Genomic DNA, 22,366 nt, shown 5'->3' on the forward strand with positions numbered 1-22,366 from the left:
AGCTCTTTTTTTAAAACTAAACGAGTTTATACAAATAGGAATGTATATGAAACTTTTTCAAAATCAATCTCAAACTGCTGCATTAATTGATTATTCATTGAATGACATGGTAATGGCAATAACCAAAAACCCAAAGGTTTTCGAAGGGAAAAGCGATATTATCATCGATAAAATTAAAGTAGCCAAAAACAATGGCGGGGAAGGCTGGACAGAAATAAATAATGCATGGGGCATTATGGCGAGCGGGAAAGCGAAAGAAAAAATTGATAAGTATTTTAAGAAAGGCTTGAGGGACGTAAGTAGCGCGGAAAATGAATATTTAAAAGTGAGTGTGAAATCGGAACCGAAAGGCGAAAGTGTATCGGATAAATTTCCCGAAGCCTCTTCTGCTGGTGAAAAAAAAACAAAGCCGCATCGTATGATGGAAAAAATTGAAAGCAGGCTTACTCAGTTTAAATCAGATGTGAAATCAGAAATAAAAAGTAAATTGGACTTAATTAAGATAAAAGAAACACATAAAAGTGAGGAGAGTTTAGAGGTAAAAAACACGTATTACAGTAGTTTTGAAGAGTTAATGGATAACTTGAAAAGCGGAGCGAGCTTATCCGAACACGATTTGAGCTATATAAAGGTTTTAATTAGCTATATTAGAACGAAAAAAGCCATTGATGGAAATGATCAGGTAAGAACGGAGTTGGAGCATTTTTTCATGGACATTGTTGGCGAATTGCACAATGATTTTGATAAAAAAACGGTTCTTAACCTTTTTCAAGAACAACGATTTTTATCAATATATAAATCCTATTATCGGACAATGTCTTACTCTATCTTGTCTCTGTTGAAAAAACATCATTACCCAAAGGAAATTACAGCAGAACTCAAAAAGCATATTATGGCCTATTCAAATGAAAATTTGGACAAGCTTAAATCAAATAAGGCCGATTACATGGAGTCTGTGAGAAATATCAAAGATATAAAAAGTGGTGCTGGTTTTGATGCCTTTAACTCGATTGATAGTGTAAAAAAAATTACGCTGATTAAAAAAATTCTTTCTGATAATGAATTTACAGGTGAAAAAGGCGAGTGTTTAGCCACGTTGAGTCATGATGTAAAAGATGGGCGCATTATTGAGTTTATCAAAGAGAAAATGAATTCAGATATTGAATCATTACAATCTGAATATGATGCCAAACGCGACGAAGAAAAAAGCGTATATGATAAGTACATTAAAGAGAAAAATGAGGCTATAGATACTGGGATTAATAGAATTAAATCAATGTTAGTCATGAAATCAATACGTAAAAACATTGTAGACTCTGTGCTTGAAATTATTAATGAAAAAAGAATCAGCACAAGGATCGACGATTTTTCCTCTAAAATTGACTTAATTATCAACATTCTTCAGTGTAAAAGAATTAAAAACAATAAAATCGCTAACGATATTGAACACTATCTGAATATTTCAACGGATAAATTAATATCAGAGATCGAAATAGCGAAATCTAAAAAATCATCATTTAAAGAACGCGTATTTTCATTATTTAATGGCTTCAATAATCGAGTGTTAAACTTTATTTATAACGTAAGATATTCATTTAAATAAGGGTTCGCTTAATGTGGCTCTGGAAACCAACAGCTTGATAAATGAAGCTGTTGGTTTCTGACTATATTATGGTGGCTATGGCGTCATCATAAATACTTTTTGATTTTGCCCTAAGTATTTACCAGCCAATTGATTTATCTGCGGGCGTGTTAAGGACTCAATCACCGCTCGTTCTTGCGTTAAGCGCTGATATTGCCCATCATCCGTCGCAACTTGCGCGAGGGCTTCAGTCCAATAGCTTGAGCTATCGGTGACTTGCGCATTTTCGGTGAGCCAAATGTTTTTTGCTTCCGTTAACTCTTTTTCCGTCACTCCCGTTTGGCGCAGCTGCGCAACAGTATTGTGCGCTAAAGTCACCATTTCTGATGCACGTTCTGGTGCAGTGGTGAAATTTAAACGTCCGGTGTAATACGGCTGTGGTTTTTTCGCTAACATTTGCGAGAAACTCAGGGCATAAATGCCGCTGGCTTTTTCACGTAATTCGCTACGCAGGCGTTGGCTAACAATGGTATCAATTAGTTGCAGAGCCAGCTGATCTTGCTGAGACCACTGCGCTGGTGCAGCGAACTGAATGCTTACCATGCTCTTATCGCTGCTACTGATCGGATATTGCTGATTAAAGCTTGCCATCTTCGGCATGATCCCTTGGTTGCGCCATGCCAGTTTGCCATCATGGGCAGGTAGCGTCGCGACCCATTGCTCCAGTAGTGGTTTCAGCTCGCGGGCATTCATCGCACCGGTGATCACCAATGTCATATCTGAAGTTGAGGTGAGTAACTGACGATTCGCTTGCTGAAGTTGCTGAGCGGTAAAGGTTTTCCAAGCCCCTTCAGGGGAGATCACGAGAAGCTCGCCATGCTGGTAACTCTGTTGATTAATATGGTCGAGGAATGTGCGCTCTACGGGCATTTTCGATAAATTCAGTGCGAAAGCCTGTTTTTGTTGCTCGAGTTTCTCTCCGCTAAACTGTGGTGCGGTCAGCTTTAAATTCAGTAACTGCAACGCGGTTTCGAGATTATCAACGGGGGTTTTACCGCGATAACCGTGGTTAAGCAGCTCGCTATAAGGGCGAACGCTGACCTGATTTTGCTTGGCTAATAACGCCAAATCACGAGCGCTGTAATTGCCATAACCGCTGCTTTCTGGCAGCTTCATTGCCCAGTCGGTTAAGCCTGCGGTTTGCAGTGTTTCAAGGGAACGTCCACCCGGTAGCTGTAAGTTAAACTGAATATCATCTTTAAGATTTTTATCCGTTTTAACAATCACTTTAATGCCATTGCTGAGTGTCCACTGTTCCGTTTTTTCGATAGGAAGTGACGCTTGTTCAGTAATTGTGCCTTTTGCTACAACGGGTAATTTCAGGCTAATGGCTTGAGAACGCAGCGTGAATGGCCCCGGTTGTGTTTGGCGAATACGTTGCCACTGTTCACTGAAGGTTTGTTTGTTCACTGCCTTTTCATCGGTATCAGGGCCAATCAGCGCTAAGCGTGGAGATGCGACCTGTAAAAGGCTAGCCACATGGCGCTGTAAATCTTGAGGTTGGATATTTTTGGTTAATTGGTAGCTATTATCCAACTGCTGACGTTTGTTCCACATCGGCATCTCATATTCGAGTGCGGTGGTCAGCTGCCCTGCTAAGTATTCATTACTATAACGCTGCTCGGAACCTGCTTGTTGGCTAAGTTTTTTCAACATGCCTTGTTTAGCGCTATCCAGTTCTTGCTGAGTCACAGGCTCAGTCGCTAAGCGTTGCAGTTCAGTAAACAGAATTTCGGTAGCGCCCGCGTAATCATTGCCTTTTGGATGGATGATCATTAGCTGCTGAAGGCGTTGGTTATCCAGCATTGCCCCTTGTTCATTAATACTAATGGACGGCAAAACACCATTATCCACCATCACGGAAAAACGTTGATTCAAGATGGTTAACCATAAATTATCCATCAGGTCGTCGGTTTGACCTTGGCGAGTATTCAGCGGTGCGGAGACATTTTTTTGCAGTGAAAACTGAACGTAGCGCGCGCCTTGTTCCTTATCAAATACCCCTTGAACGAGCATATTGTTGGAATCGGCAAAGCGCTTCCATTCTGGGGAATCTTGGGAAATTTTTTCAGGCTTCGGTAATGCAAATAAGGTTTTTACTTCATCACGTACTGTCGATGCGCTGAAATCCCCAATAATCAATAAGCTCATGCGCTGAGGCTGATACCACGTTTTGTAGTAGGCCTTGGCTTGCTCAATAGGGGCTTGGCGAACCACATCAAGGGAGCCAATAGGGTTACGCTCTACGTAGCGGCTACCGTGGTAACGTAATTTTTCGAGGCTATCATTAATGCGATAGCCCATACCTTGACGTAAGCGCCACTCTTCAATAATGACTGGGCGCTCTTTTTCAAATGCCTCGGTATCGAAGGTCATATTTGCAGCCCAATCTGCCATCACTTGTAACCCAGTACTGACTTGCGCTGGCGTGGCATTTGGCAGTGACAATTTATATAAGGTGCTGTTGATGCTGGTGATCGCATTAACGTGGCTACCGAGTTTAAGCCCTTGTTGTTCTAATTGCTTAAAGCCTGTGGTACCCGGAAAGTGTTGGGTGCCTTTAAACGCCATATGCTCAGTAAAATGGGCTAAACCGAGTTGCTGTTCGGTTTCCTGCAATGAACCTGCATTGACCAATAAACGCAGCTCGACCCCGGGTTGGTTGCGTTGAAGCAGATAAACTTGCAGCCCATTATCGAGTTGATAATGTTGCAAATCTTGACGTACTGGCAGCAATGTTTGTTCGCCAGATTGTCGAGGTGCGCCGTTAACACAACCGCCTAAAAGTGCCGCAACAACGGCGACCAAGGTAATTTTACGAAGCATATTCTGGGGCTCCTGTCATAAATGGGGTATTTTGCGTTGTTTCAGATAAACGCAGATGCTTATCAGCTAATTGGTCAATAAAGCCTTGGTGGCTAACCAAAATGATGCTGCTGGCGGGAAGCTGAGCTTTCAGCATATTCAGTAAAGCGAGTGCACTCGGCTCATCAAGAGCGGAGGTCATTTCATCCAATAGCATTAACTTCGGTCGATTCAGAAGCAGTCGCGCAAACATAATGCGCTGCTGTTCACCGCCAGAAAGTCGGTTGTTCCAATCGGTTTCCAAAGACAGTTGTGAATGAAGTTTTTCCAACCCAACAAGGGTCAGCGCATATTTCAGATCCGCAGCCGCAAATTGGCTGGCATCTTGTGGGTAAGCCAATAAATTATCTAAACGGCTTATTGGTAAATAAAGCCGTTGTGGGATCCACATTAAGTTATCCGTACGTGTAATTTTGCCGTCAAAAAATGGCCAATGACCGCTTAATGTGCGCAGTAACGTGGATTTACCAATACCAGAACGACCGGAGATCAACATCAGCTCACCGCTGTTGATGCTAAGATCAATGGCGCTCAGTAGTAGGCGATGATCTGCCGTAAATAGGCTCAAGTTTGCCGTTAACGGTACGCTATCTTCGTTGATCGTGGCTTCTGGGGTTTTATCGTTTTCCAATAACACCACGAAGTTATACAGACGCGCGACGGTGGCTTGCCATGCCGCAATCTCTTTATAGGCAAAAATAAACCAACCCAATGAAGTCGCTACACTGGTGAACGCTTGACGTAGCTGCATTAATCCACCCAGCATAATTTCACCCGCTAAAAACTTAGGTAATGCGAGCAAAACAGGGGCGAGGGCGGTGACTTGCTGATAGCCAACGGTATAAAACGATAAATTACGTTCGCAGCGAATGAGCTGATTCCAGTTACGAATAATTTCACTGAAACGTGCCATTAGCTCTTTACGATCTTGGCTTTCACCCCTTTGCCCTGCGATAGCATCCCCATGTTGGCGGCAATTAATCAGTGAACTACGGTAATCGGCTTCACGACGCTGTTTATCCATATGCAGGCGGCGCAGTGGGAAACCGATGAGTTGGGTAAATGCGATCCCGATAATGGTGTAAATAATACAGGCCCAGAACATATAGCCCGGAATGGTCCAATCACTGTCGGCGAAACTCAATGAGAGGCTTCCTGAAAGCGTCCACAAAATCGCAGCAAAGGAGATTAATGTCAGCATTGAGTGCAGGAAGGTGACTAACAGATTTAATGTGGATTCAATCAGTAAGCGAATATCTTCCGCGATACGTTGGTCTGGGTTATCGGGCTCTTGGGATGCGAGCCTCAGCATATAGTGCTTACTGTTACTGGAAAGCCAACGACCGAGCACTTGCTCAGTCATGCCTTTACGCCAACGGATAATCAGCATCTGCTTGAGGTAGGTGCCCATCACCACCACAAAAATCAGTCCGCTGACTAAAATCACAAAGTATTGCAGCAGCCCATACAGTGCTTGTCCGTCCAGCTTTTGCAGGGCGTTATAGAAATCCCCGTTCCACATGTTCATTTTGACATTGAACCAGACGGAAGAAAGAGTAAGCCCTAACGAGGCAAACAGCAGCACCCAGCACAAAAGGGCAGCACGCTGCCCCCAAAAAGGTTTAACTAAATAGAAAAATTGTTTAATGGTCTTCATGACACTATTTCTTCGTTATGGAGTTTGACATTGCTCACGGCTATCACTTAGAGATCGTAATTCACTTGCAGCCAGAACTGGCGACCCGGATCATAAGATTTGATCGTGCGGTCATCGAACATAAAGCGGTCTGCAATATTTTTATTATTCAGTACGTTATTCACTTCAACAGAGAATCCAAAGCCGTAAGCAAAGTCGGGTTTCCAGCCTAGGCGGGTATCCCATGTGTATTTGCTAGCAAAGTTTTGCTTGGTGTATTTGCGTAACTGACCATATTCAGGATCGGTGTAGTAGGCGTTGTCATAGCGAACGGCTTGATCACGAGAACCCCACCATTGCAGGCGGTTGTACCATGTAACGTCATACTCATCCCAAACACTGGTCATCTCTAGGTTAAGCTTAATCGGCGAGTTAAAGCTGGTGGATGGCAGTTTTGATGAATCAATCACTTTACCGTCGTACCACACTTTGTTGAGGTTAACTTTATTACCCGGATCGAATGAGTTATAGCCAGAGTCTTTTGGTGTATTACTTTCGCTTTGCTGCCATGTGAACGAGGCGGTCATAACGTGGGATGCCTCTGCCCATTCCCATGGTTGGCTATTGTTGACAGATAATGTCACGGTATCGTGAGAGCTGCGTCCACCGTTGTCGTACATACGGATGCTGCGTTTATTTTCATCGCGGCTGTTGTACTTAGTACGGGTACGCACTTCGTCGTAGCCTTCACGGTGAACATACTGTAAGCGCCAAGTGGTCGATAAGATTTCTTGTTGCAGCGCGAGGGTGAGCTCATCGTTATAAGGGGTTTTAAGGGAGTCGATCCCTTCGTAGTCTTTTTTGTTGTCCCATTTATTATTTTCGGGGATCAGTGAGCATGGGTCGAAATATCCTGCACATGTTTGCATGCCACCATTTTGTGCCCCATACAGAGCATAAGTTAGCATTGAGCGACCGTAATAGCGGTTCGCACCAGCAATTAACAGCGTTTTCTTATCGCCAAATAAGTCATAGGTACCTGAAAGACGAGGGGCAACGTTGGTGCGATTAACAAAGTCATCGCGATCAAGACGAACCCCAGGGCGTAAGGTTAATTTTCCGTATTGAATATTGTCATCAAGGAAGATGGCGTAATTGGTATAATCTGCGGAGTAGCTGCCTTTTTTAAAGCGGCTGATATTCGTTAAGCTCCCAGAGTAGTCATCACCCATAAGATTTCCAGAATAAGTATATTGGAAATAATCATGGTCACGGACATAAGTCCCTTTGGTGTAATTGATTTCAGCCCCTGCGGTTGGCTGGTGAGTTAACCCTAAGTTATCTTCTTGCGGATTAAAACGCATAACCGTTTTCAGACTATGGGTATTTTGTTTCGACTCTAAATCCCCCAGTCCTCCACTATTGCGTTCTGTGGTGCCAAGGTAGTTGTAGTCATCATCGAATTTGATTGCTCGCACCATCAATGAATATTTTTGATCGTTTTTACGATCATCTTTCAAGCTTTGAGTATTGGCGGTCGCTTCAAATTGACCTAAATCGAATTGATGTTTGAATACAGCGGTCAAGCCTAACCCATCATGGGTTGAGTCATAGCCAGAATTACTGATTGATGAAGAAAATAAACGACTATCATAAGAGGCGTAATTGGCTGATAAGTCTAATGAGCTCTTCTCTGATAAATTCATCGAATACTTCAAGAAGTAGTTATCGGAGGTACGACGCTGATTTTTTTTACCCGAGTCTGAGTAGATAGGCTCAATTGTATTATTTTCTAAAACATAGGCTTCGCCACCCGTCACCGTCATCGGAATGTTTGAACTACGGCGAGATGCTGAGAATACCACACCTGAATTTTCCGTTACGCCCAATTCAAACCAGCCACCAAAATCATTTTTATCGTAGCGATTCTGGAAACGAGCTGGGTTGGCGGTATCGTTTTTGGTGGTATCGATAGACTGGTTAGAATCGTGGAACAGATTATTCCAGCCAGAACGGGTTAAGCGGTAGTATGCGTGAGCGCTATTTTCCCCTTGCCAACGGCGGCTATTTACCTCAACGGTTCCTCCCGTAAAGCCACCGAATTCCACTGGGATGTTGTTATCATAAACAGCCATGCTATCAATCAAGCGGCTGTCGATGTAAATCCCTTGGTCGCTGCTGCTGAGTTTGGTGGCGGTTTCCCCTAAACCATTATCGGCAGGGTCAAAGTCATTGTTGAAGCTGACACCGTCAAGGCGATAGGCGTTCTGGTAGCTACTGGAACCATGAATAGAAATACGTGAAGGCTTAATTTCCCCTTGGTTCATGGAGTTGCTATCGTTATTGGCAAACTGCACCGCAGGGTTGGTTTTCATCAAATCGGTAATATTGCCGTCACCAGTATTTTTTTGGCTGATCTCTTCTGAGGTGACATATTGCGGCGCAGACATGACGTCCATGGCAGGGTGATTTTGCACCACGCCAGACACTTGAGTTTCAGGTAAAACTAACGTGCCTTGGTTTAAATTTTGAGGACGAATAACCAGCATGCCGTTTTCGTTAACCAGCTCTAACCCGCTACCAATAAGAATTTTTTGTAATGCGGTTTGTGGGGTATAGCTGCCAGAAAGCGCAGGAGCGCGCAGCCCGTTGAGCTGGCTTTTGTCATACAGAAGTGAAACCTGACCTTGGCGACTGATTTGATCAATCGCACTTGCCAATCCTTGTTCTGGTAATGAGAAAGTAATTTCTTGGGCGATAGCAGATTGGCTGACTAAAGCACTGGTGACCGCCAGTGACAGCGCAATCGGCTTGAATCGACCGAGTGTGAATTGAATTGCCATGGATATCCCTTATTCTTAAGCTGCACGAAAAATGTGCTAAAAAGTCGTCAATAAAAATGAAGCTACTTAAGAAGAGGGTGAAATGAGAATTATCCTCACCTGCAAATGAAAATATTTTTTATTTATTTTTTTTGTTTTGGATAATCAAAAGGTTATTTTTATCCTGATACACGACTTGCACAGGAAGGAGGGAGGGAAGAGCCTGAAAAAAGGTATCTGGCTGTTGAAGGTTGATGCGTCCAGATATTTTCCGGTTAGCTAAATTGCTCGGGGAGAGTTCAACCTGAAAGTCGGAATAGGTTTTTAATTCAGACAGGACTTCACCAAGGGGTTTATCCACAAAGCTGAGTTCACCAAAACGCCATCTTGCCACCTCTTGTGGGATGACTGAATTGAGCGCGATTTTGCCATTGATATTTGGGCTTAGCGCACTTTGCCCAGCAAGCAGTAATACGGGTTTTTGATGGTTGAGGCTTTGAAAGCTTACAATCCCTTGGCTGACATTGACCGCTACCTGCTCGCCTTTTTTATTCACTTCAAATTCCGTACCCACCACTTGAATTCGTCTCTGATCGACGTTGATAACAAACGGGCGATAAGGATTGGACTTCACTTTAAAGTAAGCGGAACCTTGGTCTAAATAGAGCTGGCGGATCGGTGTTTCATAAGCGACTCGAATGCGGGTATCGCGATTGAGAAAAAGCTGAGAGCCATCCGACAACGTCACCTCTTTGGTGGAGTCAGTGGAAACCAGCGTCATGTTATTGAGCAACATGGAGGGAAGCTGGCTGTAAGGTAAAAACAGGACCGCGGCGATAAAACAGGCGGCAACGAGATGGCCGAGAGGCTTCCAAAACGATGAAAAGCCGAATTTTGAAGTCGTCTGTTTAACAGGCTCAGGGCGTGGAACTTTTTCAATATCTTGCCAAATTCCCGCGATTGCCTCATAGGCATCCTCATGGGTTTTTGAAGCACGTAACCAGGTTTTAAATTCTTGAGATTGTTGGTCACTGAGCCGTTGGCTATGGACACGGGTAAACCACAGCGCCGCATCTTCGTCGATACGTTGTTGCTCGACTGACGAGGTATTTTCTGGCTGCTGGGTTTGGTTATTTGCCATTACGGATGATTGCTCTGATCGTCTAGATATTTTTTACAATGCACTAATGCCGCTGCAATATGTTTTTCCACCATACTGATAGAAATTTCCATACGCTCTGCAATTTCACTTTGAGATAACCCATCAAAGCGATACAGCAAAAAGGCTTCTTTACGTCGTGGAGGCAAAAGATCAATCGCCTCGCCAAGTCGCGCAATCCGCTGTTGGTGCTCTAAAATTTCGCTAGGATCGGCAGTGGTTTGCTCAAAACTTTGTTCGTGCACCACTTCATCAATTGAGGTATGAGACTGGCTCTGTTGATGATTCCGTCGCCAATGGTCAATTAACACATTGCTAGCGATTTTAAACAGATAAGCACGGTTCTCCTTCACAGGATCCTGTGCTTTACGGTTTAGCCATAGTGTAAACACATCCTGTGATAAATCATCCGCATCGTTACTATTACCTAGTCGACTGCGGAAAAATCGCACAAGCTGACCGTAGGTTGATTGATATGCGCCGCTTATTTTGCGGGCAAGGGATTTATCGATAGTCATTTTCTGGTGTCAAAAGTGAAAATAGTTTAATAATTAGCTCAAATTGACTTTATAAATTAAATCAATGCCTTGTAGTTACTATTGTTATTTTATTAATAATAATGAATATCATTTTGATTTGTATTATGCCTATAATCAGCGAAAAATAAAGATGTGAGGCAAAATATGAACAGCAGTGTGGGGCAGCTGGGAAGCCCAATTTTTCGTCCTCTGGGCGGTTTATGTGGAAGTCTTGTTTTCCATGGAATACTGGCAATGCTTTTTATTGGGTGGTTTACAGCAAACCTACCCAAAACTGGGGTTTTACCACCCGCAATCTCTTTACAATTAGGGCTTTATCAACTGGAGCAGCAGCGGGAGCCAGAGGTTAATAATGCGCCTAAACAGCAGATGGCAACACGAGAAGAAATTGAGCCTGAAGTCGTTGAAAAAGCAGAAAAGTTACCCCAAACACCACTGGTTGATAACGGAACATTGACGCGCGTCACCGAGAAAAAACGCCCGCCAAAGAAAAAGCCAGTTCAAGAGAAAAAAGTGGTGGAAGAAGCCCCCGTTTCGACTCAAGAATCCGAAGTGACTTCGGTGCCAACTTCTGGCAGCGCTTCTAATAGCAGTGCGAATTTTGCGAGCAGTGCCGCTGCACCTGTCAGTGGTGATAATGGGTGGGAAAGTGAAGTTCATCAACGGTTAGCGAAAGTAAAGCGATACCCACGCGCTGCATTGCGTTTTCGTTCAACGGGCGTTTCTCAAGTCAAAATTATTGTGGATAACCAAGGCAAGTTAGTGAGTGCCAGCTTGATTAACTCGTCAGGCACCAAAATCCTTGATAAAGAAGCGCTAGCCACTATAGAACGAGCAGCACCGTTTCCAATGCCACCCGAAACTTTGTTAGCTAACGGAAAAGTGGAGATTATTGCACCGATCTCGTTTGATACGACGTCAATCTAGACGGAATTGGCCGTTACTGCTTTTCTGATAATTTGCGTGCCACCCGTCTTGGTCGATGTGGGCTTGGATCTTTTCGGCGTTTGGCGCGTGGTGATTTTAAGGGGTTACGTGTATTTTTAGCCCCTTTTGTCCCATTACTCTGCACTTCGGGCTTATCTTCATTCTCTTCCGTGTTTTCATCAGGTTCGATAATCAATTGCTGCTGACCTTTCTTTTTCTTCAGGCGCATTAGGGTGTTCGCCAAAATAAAGCCAATACATAAAGATAATAAAATAAATACGCGCATGATATTAACGGTGTTATCGGCTTGCTGAAGATCGGTGGTCAGTGATTCCGTATCGATGGTTAGGCGTAAATACCCTTTGGGTTCTTGTGCGCCCTGTACGGGTACCACTAATTGATAATGAAAATTTTGTAGCTCTGACTTTCCATCAAGGGAAAGCCGTTCTTTAACGCTTGCAGGCTCTCCGACTTGGGTGATTAGTGCGCCAGCCGCCGTGTACAAACTTGCATCCAAAATATAGTGATCTTTAGCTAGATGATTTAAATTGGCATTAATTCGTTCTAAATTAAAATCTTTGCTGCCGGGAACCATATAATCGGATAAGCTGAATGCCACTTGCTCAGCTAATACTTGAGTTAATTGCTTAAATTGCTCCAGCCGGCTTTGACTTTGGCTATATCCTAAGTATGAAACCCCATGCATTAAGAAGGTTATCAGCGCAACGCAAACAATGATAATAACGGTTTTGTGCAGCCTAAATGGGAGTTTCATAGGAATAATCGTGCTCTTTGTCTGTTTTATCGCAATTAGCAAAGTCATGAAGCGTTAACTTGCTGGAAAATTTAAGTATAGTAATTTTATGCAGGGTATACATTATAAAAAAGTTGTATCCACAACAGGAGCTAATTTTCATGCCAACGAGTTTGACCTACTGTTATCTGCCTGATGAAATTCAAAAATGGCCGGGTTTACCCTTATCGCTAAGTGGTGAAGAAGTGATGCCATTGGATTATCGTGCAGGGGACACTGGGTGGTTGTTATATGGTCGCGGTTTAGATAAAGCGCGTATCAGTGATTTCCAGCAGCGTTTAGGGATAGCGATTGTGATTGTCTCCTCTTGGCGCATTGATGATTACCAAGTTGTCCGTATCGCAGGCAGCATTACCCCTCGCATCAAAAAACTGGCGGATGAAAGCCAGCTGGATGTAGTACCACTCGGTAAAATTCCACGCCTGCGATCCCCTGGGATCTTACTCATGGACATGGACTCTACCGCGATCCAAATAGAATGTATCGATGAAATTGCTCGTCTGGCAGGGGTCGGCGATCAAGTTTCTGAAGTCACTGAGCGCGCCATGCAAGGGGAGCTCGATTTTACGGAAAGTCTACGTGCTCGTGTGGCGCTACTCGAAGGTGCTGATGCCGCTATTCTCGACCAAGTCCTTGAAACCCTGCCGTTAATGCCGGGGTTAACCAGCTTAGTTCGTAAACTACAAGCGATGGATTGGCATATTGCTATTGCTTCCGGCGGATTCACGTTCTTTGCCGATAACCTACGCCAGCGATTAAAACTGGTCGCGGCAGTTGCCAACCACCTCGAAGTCAAAAATGGCAAACTGACAGGCAAAGTCAAAGGGGCAATTGTCGATGCAAAATACAAAGCGCAAACCCTCGTTAAACTAGCAGAAAAACTGAACATCCCAATGGAGCAAACCGTCGCCATCGGTGACGGAGCAAACGACCTGAAAATGCTCAGAAAAGCAGGGTTGGGGATAGCGTACCACGCGAAACCAAAAGTGTTTGCAAGGGCGAAAGTGGGGATTAAGCATGCAGACCTCATGGGAGTCTTATGCGTCCTAAGTGGTGGCCTCAAGCACGAGGAGCGCTAAAATTTTCGTCATATTTCGGGTTGTAGGGGTGTTGGCTTCTTTCGGCTATCCTAGTCACATACTTGTGTATGCTCCTAGGAGTATCCTAAATTGCCGCCTGCCTACAACGCCGAACTATTTAGAAAATTGGTGGAAGTTGAAGGTCAAAGAATTAAAGATTTAAAAATAAAGCGTTAAACATTTTTATTGGGTGATTAAGGAGTGGCTGTGGCGAAAGGTGCGAAAAGGGCATTTGTGTGTAATGAGTGTGGGGCGGATTATCCGCGCTGGCAGGGGCAGTGTAGTGCCTGTAATGCATGGAATACCATTACGGAAGTGCGTTTGGCATCGACGACTGCGGCGCGTACGGATAGGCTGACGGGGTATGCGGGAAATGCGGCGGGCGTTAGCAAAGTCCAAAAACTCTCTGAGATTAGCCTCGAAGAACTGCCGCGCTTTACCACTGGGTTTAAAGAATTTGACCGCGTGCTGGGTGGTGGGGTTGTGCCGGGCAGTGCCATCCTGATCGGGGGAAACCCTGGAGCGGGGAAAAGTACCTTGTTGCTGCAAACCATGTGCTTACTCTCGCGGGAGATGAAAACCTTGTATGTGACGGGGGAAGAATCCCTACAACAAGTCGCTATGCGCGCCCACCGATTAGGGCTACCGACTGACTCACTCAATATGCTGTCGGAAACCAGTATCGAACAAATCTGCCTGACCGCAGAGCAAGAGCAACCTAAGCTGATGGTCATCGACTCCATCCAAGTGATGCACATGGCGGATATTCAATCCTCGCCGGGCAGTGTGGCGCAAGTGCGTGAAACCGCTGCCTATCTGACTCGCTTCGCAAAAACTCGCGGCGTGGCGATTATTATGGTGGGCCACGTCACTAAAGATGGTTCACTGGCTGGACCAAAAGTCCTTGAACACTGTATCGACTGCTCCATTATGCTCGATGGTGATGCCGACAACCGTTTTCGTACCTTACGCAGCCACAAAAACCGCTTTGGTGCCGTCAATGAGCTGGGCGTATTTGCCATGACGGAACAAGGCTTAAAAGAAGTCAGCAACCCATCTGCTATCTTTTTAAGTCGTGGGGATGAAGTTACGTCTGGTAGCTCTGTGATGGTGGTGTGGGAAGGTACGCGACCATTGCTGGTGGAGATCCAAGCCCTTGTCGACCACTCCATGATGTCCAACCCGCGTCGTGTGGCGGTGGGGCTGGAACAAAACCGTTTAGCAATTTTGCTGGCGGTACTGCACCGTCACGGTGGATTACAAATGTCTGACCAAGACGTGTTTGTGAACGTAGTGGGCGGAGTGAAAGTGACGGAAACCAGCGCCGACCTCGCGCTATTACTCTCTTTGGTTTCCAGTTTTCGTGATCGTCCATTACCTCGCGACCTCGTGGTATTCGGCGAAGTGGGTCTGGCAGGGGAAATTCGCCCAGTCCCAAGCGGGCAAGAGCGTATTTCCGAAGCCGCAAAACATGGTTTCAAGCGCGCCATCGTGCCTCACGCCAATATGCCGAAAAAGTTGCCGGCCGATATGAAGGTTTATGGGGTGAAGAAGTTGGCGGATGCGCTCAGTATTCTCGATGAGTTCTAAATTATCGTCATGCTCCGCGCTGTCGCGTTGTTGCTTGCGCCTAGCGACAGCACGGATCATTTAGATAATGATGAGATAGCGAGAGAAAAGATTCTCTGTTAAAAAGGGAATAAAAGCGAAAGGACAAATAATATGGCTGAATTTGACTATCTAAAAAGCGCCATCAAAGGTGCGGGTTACACATTGCAGCAAGTAGCTGACGCGACCGAGATGACCAAAGGCTATCTCAGCCAGTTAATTAACGACAAAATTAAAAGCCCCAGCGCGCACAAAATCGCGGCGCTTCATCGCTTTTTAGGCTTAGAATATCCGCTTCAACAAAAAACCATTGGCGTTGTTTTCGGTAAATTTTATCCGCTCCATACGGGGCATATCTATCTGATTCAACGAGCTTGTAGCCAAGTGGATGAGCTACACGTAATCCTCTGTCACGATGAGCCTCGTGATAAAGAGCTGTTTGTGAATAGCTCTATGTCACAACAACCAACCGTCAGTGACCGCCTGCGCTGGTTATTACAAACCTTTAAATATCAGAAAAATATCCATATTCACTCCTTTGATGAGCAAGGGATTGAACCGTACCCTCACGGTTGGGAAGTGTGGAGCGATGGGATGAAAGGCTTTATGAAAAAGCACAACATCAACCCTAGCTTTATCTATTCCGGCGAGCCTCACGATGTGCATCGCTATAAAAAATACCTTGGGATCGAAACCATTCTTATCGATCCTGAACGCACATTTATGAATATTAGCGGCAACCAAATTCGCCAAGCGCCATTCCGCTATTGGGAATATATTCCAACCGAAGTGAAGCCATTCTTTGTGCGTAAAGTGGCGGTGTTAGGCGGCGAATCAAGCGGTAAATCCACCCTCGTCAATAAATTGGCAAACATCTTCAATACCACCAGTGCGTGGGAGTATGGGCGTGATTATGTGTTTAGCCACCTTGGCGGTGACGAGATGGCGCTGCAATATTCTGATTACGATAAAATCGCGTTAGGTCATGCTCAATATATTGATTTTGCTATTAAATATGCAAATAAAGTGGCGTTTATTGATACGGATTTTGTCACCACGCAAGCATTCTGTCTGCGTTATGAAGGGAAAGAACACCCATTTGTGCAGGCGCTTATCGATGAATACCGTTTTGACCTTGTTATCTTGCTGGAAAATAATACCCCGTGGGTAGCGGATGGCTTGCGTAGCTTAGGCAGTGATAAAGACAGAATGGAATTTCAAACATTACTGATTGAAATGCTGAAGAAAAATAATATTGAGTTTGTGCATGTGGAGTCGTCAGATTATGATTCGCGCTTTTTAGAGTGTGTTTCGTTAGTTCAACAATTACTCATGCTAGATAATTCAATGTAATTAAGAAAAACGGCCCCTAAGGGGCCGTTAGACCATATCCAAATCTATCTGGTTTGGATATGGTTCTTTTGGGTTGTAAAATTAACAAGGAAAATCAATTTATTGATTTTCGCCTGATAACACAAAGAGGGAAAAAACACGCTTTTATCCCTCTTTGTCACCAACCTTACGGCACCCAAAAGTGCCGTTTTTTGATCATAAAAAGGGACTATTTAGTCATCTTTTTGTACTTGATGCGGTGTGGTTGCAGCGCATCCGCACCTAAAGTGCGTTTCTTATAATCTTCGTACTCAGAGAAGTTACCTTCGAAGAAAGTGATATTGCCTTCATCTTGGTAGTCGATGATGTGCGTTGCGATACGGTCAAGGAACCAACGGTCATGGGAAATAACCATTGCGCAGCCCGGGAATTCTAACAGGGCGTTTTCCAGTGCGCGTAAAGTTTCAACGTCGAGGTCGTTGGTTGGTTCATCGAGCAGAAGTACGTTGCCGCCAACTTGCAGCAGTTTTGCCAGATGTAAACGACCACGCTCACCACCAGACAGTTCGCCCACGCGTTTACCTTGGTCAATGCCTTTAAAGTTAAAGCGACCAACGTAAGCACGGCTTGGGATCTCAAAGTTACCAATGCGCATGATGTCTTGACCGTTGGAAATCTCTTCCCACACAGTTTTGCTGTCATCCATTGCATCACGGAACTGATCCACAGAAGCAATTTTCACGGTATCACCCAAGGTGATTGAACCAGAATCTGGCTGCTCTTGACCGGAAATCATACGGAACAGGGTAGATTTACCCGCACCGTTTGGACCGATGATCCCGACAATCGCCCCTTTAGGGATCGAGAAATTCAGGTTGTCGATCAGAACGCGATCACCGTAAGACTTGCTCAGGTTTTCCACTTCGATAACTTTGTCACCTAAACGTGGTCCCGGTGGGATAAACAGCTCGCTGGTTTCGTTACGTTTTTGGTATTCAACACTGTTGAGCTCATCAAAGCGAGCCAAACGCGCTTTACCTTTAGACTGGCGACCTTTCGGGTTTTGACGGATCCACTCAAGTTCTTTCTCGATGGATTTACGACGAGCGGCTTCTGTTGACGCTTCTTGCGCCAGACGCTCATCTTTTTGTTCCAACCAAGAAGAGTAGTTACCTTCCCATGGAATACCTTCACCACGGTCAAGCTCAAGGATCCAACCGGCAACGTTATCGAGGAAGTAACGGTCATGGGTGATCGCCACAACGGTGCCTTCGTAGTCGTGCAGGAAGCGCTCTAACCAAGCAACGGATTCGGCATCCAAGTGGTTGGTTGGTTCGTCGAGCAGCAGCATGTCTGGTTTTTCCAGTAGCAGGCGGCAGATAGCCACACGGCGGCGCTCACCCCCAGACAAGTTTCCGATAACCGCATCCCAAGCTGGCAGGCGCAGTGCGTCAGCAGCACGTTCCAGTTGGTTATCTAAATTATGACCGTCTTGTGCGGCAATAATCGCTTCTAACTCGCCTTGGATTTTCGCAAGTTTGTCAAAATCAGCGTCTGGATCGGCATATTGCGCATACACTTCGTCTAAGCGAGTTAAAGCGTTCTTCACTTCGCTGACCGCTTCTTCAACGGCTTCACGAACGGTATGTTCCAGATTCAGTTTTGGTTCTTGTGGCAGATAACCAATTTTAATACCCGGTTGAGGGCGAGCCTCCCCTTCGATATCGGTATCAATACCCGCCATGATACGCAGTAACGTTGATTTACCTGCACCGTTGAGACCTAAAACACCAATTTTCGCCCCAGGAAAGAAGCTCAGAGAGATGTTCTTTAAAATATGACGTTTCGGGGGAACTACTTTTCCCACTCGATACATACTGTAAACGTATTGAGCCAATTTATTTTACCTTTTGTTTTATAAAGGGAATTTTAATTTTTCTCTGTTTTTTATCCTTATCAATTAACGTGACCCATTAACAAGGAAAAACAGCCATAAACGGTTTGTCATGAACTATACCCGATCGCCCCTAGGCTGGTCTAGGTTATCCGTGTTGTCAGGGTTAACGAATCGAATAAGTAAAAGATTGTAAACCCAACCATTTCAAGAAATCTCCTCTGTTGCTGGCTGAAAACTTTAGGTAGCATTAACATTATTGATATATCTAATGAATGCTTTGAGTATGTTTGAGGTCAATCTCTAACAAGATTTAAGCGATGGAGCGAATAAACATGAAAGGTTGGTTAGCGGCAGTTCCGGTCACCATGCTGTTGGTATCCACAACAGTTTGGGCTGATTCTCTACAGGCACAACGTGAACGTTATCAGGCAATTAAGGTCGCTTGGGATGCCAATAAGATGGATGAAGTTGAGCGTTTATTGCCAACCTTACGTGATTATCCGCTGTATCCGTATTTGGAATACCGCGAGCTGTCACAAGATTTAGACATTATCTCGCCAAAACAAGCGCAAGAATTTATCGACGCATACCCAACGTTGCCTGTAGCGAAAACTCTCAAAAACCGGTTTGTGAATGAGCTGGCGCGTCGCCAAGAGTGGACATCGTTATTGGCATTTAGCCCTGAGCCGCCACAACCTGCTGAAGCGCAATGTAATTTCTATTTTGCGAATTGGGCGACAGGAAATAAACAGGTTGCATGGCAAGGCGCTGAAAAAATGTGGCTCAATGGTAATTCCATGCCTGCGGCGTGCGACAAACTGTTTACTGAATGGGAAAAAGCCGGATATCTTTCAACGGATATGATTTTGGCGCGTATTCACCTTGCTATCAAAGACGGTAACACGTCAACGGCAACTTACCTCGCGAAACGCCTACCAAGCAGCTACAAAACTATCTCTGATGCGTTAGTGAAACTGCAAAATGACCCCGCTTCGGTTGTCTCATTTGCGAAAACTTTGACGCCGACCGATTTTACGCGTCAAGCCACATTAGCTGGATTTAGCCGCTATGCGCGTCAATCTCCTGATGCTGCACGCACGGCATTAGCGGGGATTAGCTCTGCTCAGAAAATGAATATGGCAGAAAACCAGCAAATGAAAGACAGCATTGCATGGCAATATATGGGGGGTGATGTCACTCCTGAGCAGGCAATGTGGCGTGATGAAGTGATCCGTGAAACCAATTCTGCCGCTTTAAAAGAGCGCCGTGTACGTTTAGCGCTGGGAGAAGGGGATAAAACGGGTTTAGCCTCATGGTTGCGACAACTGCCGAACGATGTAAAAAATAAGGAAGAATGGCAATATTGGCAGGCTATTACCTTGATTGACCAAGGTAAAACCGCTGAAGGTGAAAGCATACTGCGAGAATTAACATCGAAGCGTGGTTTCTACCCGATGGTAGCCGCCCAGCAGCTAAAAATGGATTACCCAGTCATGGTGAATAAAGCCGTGAAACCTGACGCCAGTATTCACAGCATGCAGCAAATTCAGCGTATCCGTGAGCTAATGTATTGGGAGATGGACAATCTAGCGCGCTCAGAGTGGATCAATTTGGTCTCTTCTATGTCCCCTAATCAACAAGAGCAGCTCGCCCGTTATGCTTTCGATAATAAGTGGGCAGATTTGAGCGTTCAAGCGACGATCACGGCAAAGTTGTGGGATCATCTGGAAGAACGTTTCCCACTGGCGTGGGAAAAACAGTTTGATAATTACACTCGCAGTAAAATGATCCAAAAAAGCTATGCTATGGCCATTGCTCGCCAAGAAAGCGCATGGAACCCGCAAGCGCAATCTCCAGTTGGCGCGACAGGCTTAATGCAGTTAATGCCAGCGACAGCAAAACATACGGCGCAAAAGCAAGGTATCACTGGTTATGTGAATGCAGGGCAACTGACTAACCCTGTGATGAACATTGAGTTAGGTACCGCGTATCTTGATGATGTTTATCAGCAATTTGGCAATAACCGTATCTTAGCCAGTGCGGCGTATAATGCCGGTCCATCGCGAGTGACTCGTTGGTTAGGCAACAGCGCAGGACGTATCGATGCGGTAGCTTTTGTGGAAAGTATTCCGTTTGCAGAAACCCGTGGTTATGTGAAGAATGTTCTCTCTTACGATTTGTTTTATAAACATTTCTTAGGTGAAAAAGGCAATGTGTTATCCGCGAACGAATGGAATATGAAGTATTAATTTGTATGGAATTTCATCTTGTTGGTAGGTTTGGTTTATCTTCAACAAGATGAGTACTGTATTTTTAACTATACGCGATAGTGTTCTGTGCTATTATTTGTACTAGTTTAATAGTATGGAAGGGTAGATGATGACTGTAGAATATACACCAGACCCGGCGTTAACCGCCGATGAAAATGCGGATTGGCAACGTTTTGTAGAGCTGCTGCAAATGGCCTTTGAGCAAAATATACAGGATTCGATTCTTCAGCTATTACTGACACCGGATGAACGGACGGCTTTAGGGACTCGCGTTAGGATTGTTCAGGAATTAATGCGCGGTGAAATGAGCCAGCGTGAATTAAAAAATGAGCTTGGCGTAGGCATTGCTACCATTACTCGTGGCTCAAACAGTTTAAAGTCAGCCCCTATTCCGGTAAAAGAGTGGCTGGAATCTAAGCTACTGTAATTTTTGATTATCTTTTAATACAGCCAATGATTATTCTCAAAAAATAAAAGTGGGGCTCTTATTGCTAAGAGCCCCACATGCATTTTAAATCATTTTGAGTATAATTAGTCTTCTATGTTATTTAGCTCTTTATAAATTTCGTGTTTAATAGGAACTAAAGCCAGTATTAGCGCTTGTTGATAAACGCTGGTGCGAGTCAACACGCCATTGGTGAAAAAGCCAATCGCGCCGCCTTGTTGCTTGATATTATTGATACCAGTAAGGTCAGCCATTTCATCACCCAGTTCACGGCCTTCACGGATCCCCGCAAGCACTTTTTCTGGGATCATAATACTGGCAGAACGGGATTCTCCACGGATTTGATGGTGCTCAATCACAATCCATGCAAATGTCATGTCATCTTCAACACCCGCCTCAATACCCACCCAAAAGTCAGCTTCTGGGCGTACTTGGCGTGATGCCATCACACGTTGTCTTGCTCCTGTACGGGTCTCATTATTACCGATAGGTTGCTGTGGAACACTGCTATCGACATTAATATCTTCAATTTGATAACTGCCAGGCCCAAAAACGGCATCGAAAGCAAGATGAATCGCTTTAATTTTGGCTGGATTCGTCGTTGCAGCTATAACTTGGTACATTAATTATTTTCCTTTGAACACATACTTTGTACAGTAATAACGGAACACATCTATGTTACAGGTTTATCTTGTTCGCCATGGCGAAACTGAATGGAACGTTGCACGTCGCATACAGGGACAATCTGATAGCCCTTTGACTACTTTAGGTCGTCAACAGGCAATGCAGGTCGCTCAACGGGTTAAATCCGAAGGTATTACCCATATTATCACTAGTGATATGGGACGCACACTTGAAACTGCACAAATTATTGCACAAGTGTGCGGGTGTGAAATTATCACAGAACCGCGTCTGCGTGAATTAAATATGGGTGTCTTGGAGCAACGAGAAATTGGCTCGCTGTCTGAACAGGAAGAACAGTGGCGTCAAAGCCTGATAAATGGTGCCGAAGGTGGCCGTATTCCAGAAGGGGAATCTATGGATGAACTCTTCACGCGTATGTTTGCGGCGTTAAATGGTTGCCTTGAACTGCCAGAAGGAAGTCGTCCATTATTGGTCAGCCATGGCTTGGCGCTTAGTACATTGTTAAGTCGTATCTTAGGTGTGCCTGCAAACTCGCCGCGCCGCTTGCGTCTACGTAACTGCTCGCTATCTCGCGTTGATTATCAAAATAGCCCATGGTTAGCCAATGGCTGGATTGTGGAAACGGCGGGGGAGGTGACGCATCTTTCTCAGCCTGCCCTTGATGAACAGCAAGGTTAAGATGTAAA

General features: G+C 44.8%; 16 protein-coding genes. 8 read left to right on the forward strand and 8 right to left on the reverse strand.

Translation table 11 applies throughout. The features are described from left to right. Positions 1-46: 46 nt before the first annotated feature. Positions 47-1,603: a hypothetical protein gene (locus tag LDO73_RS03035; protein WP_224060134.1), complete on the forward strand. Its 1,557-nt coding sequence runs from the start codon at positions 47-49 to the stop codon at positions 1,601-1,603. A 75-nt stretch (positions 1,604-1,678) separates the two neighbouring features. On the opposite strand, the gene LDO73_RS03040 is transcribed toward LDO73_RS03035, so the two are convergent. The 5 genes from LDO73_RS03040 to LDO73_RS03060 all read right to left on the reverse strand — a co-directional run bounded on the left by LDO73_RS03040 (position 1,679) and on the right by LDO73_RS03060 (position 10,642). Beyond that, positions 1,679-4,468, reverse strand: a complete 2,790-nt coding sequence (locus LDO73_RS03040) for a M16 family metallopeptidase (RefSeq protein WP_224060135.1) — start codon at positions 4,466-4,468, stop codon at positions 1,679-1,681. Next, complete coding sequence (locus LDO73_RS03045; RefSeq protein WP_224060136.1) at positions 4,458-6,164, reverse strand: ABC transporter ATP-binding protein/permease; 1,707 nt, start codon at positions 6,162-6,164, stop codon at positions 4,458-4,460. The genes LDO73_RS03040 and LDO73_RS03045 overlap by 11 nt, the downstream gene beginning before the upstream one ends. Positions 6,165-6,211: 47 nt before the next feature. After that, a complete protein-coding gene (locus LDO73_RS03050; protein WP_224060137.1) occupies positions 6,212-8,986 on the reverse strand; it encodes a secretin and TonB N-terminal domain-containing protein in 2,775 nt (924 codons plus the stop codon). Positions 8,987-9,104: 118 nt separating this feature from the next. Next, positions 9,105-10,106: a FecR family protein gene (locus LDO73_RS03055; protein WP_224060138.1), complete on the reverse strand. Its 1,002-nt coding sequence runs from the start codon at positions 10,104-10,106 to the stop codon at positions 9,105-9,107. Then, the gene (locus LDO73_RS03060) at positions 10,106-10,642 is read right to left on the reverse strand and encodes an RNA polymerase sigma factor (RefSeq protein WP_224060139.1); all 537 of its coding nucleotides are present in this window, start codon (positions 10,640-10,642) and stop codon (positions 10,106-10,108) included. The genes LDO73_RS03055 and LDO73_RS03060 overlap by 1 nt, the downstream gene beginning before the upstream one ends. A 165-nt stretch (positions 10,643-10,807) precedes the next feature. Here LDO73_RS03060 and LDO73_RS03065 point away from each other — a divergent pair, with 165 nt between their 5' ends. After that, complete coding sequence (locus LDO73_RS03065) at positions 10,808-11,590, forward strand: energy transducer TonB (RefSeq protein ID WP_224060140.1); 783 nt, start codon at positions 10,808-10,810, stop codon at positions 11,588-11,590. Between the two features lie 13 nt (positions 11,591-11,603). Here the strand turns inward: LDO73_RS03065 and LDO73_RS03070 are convergent, their stop codons facing one another. Continuing rightward, the gene (locus LDO73_RS03070) at positions 11,604-12,365 is read right to left on the reverse strand and encodes an AhpA/YtjB family protein (protein ID WP_224060141.1); all 762 of its coding nucleotides are present in this window, start codon (positions 12,363-12,365) and stop codon (positions 11,604-11,606) included. 140 nt (positions 12,366-12,505) lie between these two features. On the opposite strand from LDO73_RS03070, the gene serB reads away from it, so the two are divergent. From serB to nadR, 3 genes are all read left to right on the forward strand, one after another. Further along, on the forward strand, positions 12,506-13,483 hold the full coding sequence (gene serB, locus LDO73_RS03075; protein ID WP_036950248.1) for a phosphoserine phosphatase: 978 nt from the start codon (positions 12,506-12,508) through the stop codon (positions 13,481-13,483). Between the two features lie 207 nt (positions 13,484-13,690). Further along, positions 13,691-15,073: a DNA repair protein RadA gene (gene radA / locus LDO73_RS03080; RefSeq protein ID WP_224060142.1), complete on the forward strand. Its 1,383-nt coding sequence runs from the start codon at positions 13,691-13,693 to the stop codon at positions 15,071-15,073. Positions 15,074-15,205: 132 nt separating this feature from the next. Then, positions 15,206-16,444 carry a multifunctional transcriptional regulator/nicotinamide-nucleotide adenylyltransferase/ribosylnicotinamide kinase NadR gene (nadR, locus tag LDO73_RS03085; protein ID WP_224060143.1) on the forward strand — a complete coding sequence of 413 codons (1,239 nt, stop codon included), beginning with the start codon at positions 15,206-15,208 and terminating at the stop codon, positions 16,442-16,444. A 208-nt stretch (positions 16,445-16,652) separates the two neighbouring features. On the opposite strand, the gene ettA is transcribed toward nadR, so the two are convergent. Then, complete coding sequence (gene ettA, locus LDO73_RS03090) at positions 16,653-18,320, reverse strand: energy-dependent translational throttle protein EttA (protein ID WP_224060144.1); 1,668 nt, start codon at positions 18,318-18,320, stop codon at positions 16,653-16,655. A 332-nt stretch (positions 18,321-18,652) separates the two neighbouring features. Between ettA and sltY the strand changes: the two genes are divergently transcribed. Further along, complete coding sequence (sltY, locus tag LDO73_RS03095; protein WP_224060145.1) at positions 18,653-20,569, forward strand: murein transglycosylase; 1,917 nt, start codon at positions 18,653-18,655, stop codon at positions 20,567-20,569. 130 nt (positions 20,570-20,699) lie between these two features. Continuing rightward, on the forward strand, positions 20,700-21,017 hold the full coding sequence (trpR, locus tag LDO73_RS03100) for a trp operon repressor (RefSeq protein WP_224061126.1): 318 nt from the start codon (positions 20,700-20,702) through the stop codon (positions 21,015-21,017). Positions 21,018-21,121: 104 nt separating this feature from the next. Here trpR and yjjX read toward each other — a convergent pair whose 3' ends face one another. Further along, positions 21,122-21,658: an inosine/xanthosine triphosphatase gene (gene yjjX, locus LDO73_RS03105; protein ID WP_224060146.1), complete on the reverse strand. Its 537-nt coding sequence runs from the start codon at positions 21,656-21,658 to the stop codon at positions 21,122-21,124. Positions 21,659-21,710: 52 nt separating this feature from the next. Here yjjX and gpmB point away from each other — a divergent pair, with 52 nt between their 5' ends. Continuing rightward, positions 21,711-22,358 (forward strand): 2,3-diphosphoglycerate-dependent phosphoglycerate mutase GpmB, encoded by a 648-nt coding sequence (gene gpmB, locus LDO73_RS03110; RefSeq protein WP_224060147.1) that lies wholly within the window; start codon positions 21,711-21,713, stop codon positions 22,356-22,358. Positions 22,359-22,366 lie beyond the last annotated feature (8 nt).

The sequence above is a fragment of the Providencia alcalifaciens genome (assembly GCF_915403165.1).
GTDB lineage: Bacteria > Pseudomonadota > Gammaproteobacteria > Enterobacterales > Enterobacteriaceae > Providencia > Providencia alcalifaciens_C.

What these genes read in the sequence shown, in the direction of transcription:
- LDO73_RS03060 (WP_224060139.1), bottom strand. Translation starts at nt 10,642, where the DNA reads ATGACTATCGATAAATCCCTTGCCCGCAAAATAAGCGGCGCATATCAA.
- LDO73_RS03050 (WP_224060137.1), bottom strand. Translation starts at nt 8,986, where the DNA reads ATGGCAATTCAATTCACACTCGGTCGATTCAAGCCGATTGCGCTGTCA.
- nadR (WP_224060143.1), top strand. Translation starts at nt 15,206, where the DNA reads ATGGCTGAATTTGACTATCTAAAAAGCGCCATCAAAGGTGCGGGTTAC.
- LDO73_RS03035 (WP_224060134.1), top strand. Translation starts at nt 47, where the DNA reads ATGAAACTTTTTCAAAATCAATCTCAAACTGCTGCATTAATTGATTAT.
- LDO73_RS03065 (WP_224060140.1), top strand. Translation starts at nt 10,808, where the DNA reads ATGAACAGCAGTGTGGGGCAGCTGGGAAGCCCAATTTTTCGTCCTCTG.
- LDO73_RS03055 (WP_224060138.1), bottom strand. Translation starts at nt 10,106, where the DNA reads ATGGCAAATAACCAAACCCAGCAGCCAGAAAATACCTCGTCAGTCGAG.
- gpmB (WP_224060147.1), top strand. Translation starts at nt 21,711, where the DNA reads ATGTTACAGGTTTATCTTGTTCGCCATGGCGAAACTGAATGGAACGTT.
- sltY (WP_224060145.1), top strand. Translation starts at nt 18,653, where the DNA reads ATGAAAGGTTGGTTAGCGGCAGTTCCGGTCACCATGCTGTTGGTATCC.
- serB (WP_036950248.1), top strand. Translation starts at nt 12,506, where the DNA reads ATGCCAACGAGTTTGACCTACTGTTATCTGCCTGATGAAATTCAAAAA.
- LDO73_RS03045 (WP_224060136.1), bottom strand. Translation starts at nt 6,164, where the DNA reads ATGAAGACCATTAAACAATTTTTCTATTTAGTTAAACCTTTTTGGGGG.
- LDO73_RS03040 (WP_224060135.1), bottom strand. Translation starts at nt 4,468, where the DNA reads ATGCTTCGTAAAATTACCTTGGTCGCCGTTGTTGCGGCACTTTTAGGC.
- yjjX (WP_224060146.1), bottom strand. Translation starts at nt 21,658, where the DNA reads ATGTACCAAGTTATAGCTGCAACGACGAATCCAGCCAAAATTAAAGCG.
- LDO73_RS03070 (WP_224060141.1), bottom strand. Translation starts at nt 12,365, where the DNA reads ATGAAACTCCCATTTAGGCTGCACAAAACCGTTATTATCATTGTTTGC.
- trpR (WP_224061126.1), top strand. Translation starts at nt 20,700, where the DNA reads ATGACTGTAGAATATACACCAGACCCGGCGTTAACCGCCGATGAAAAT.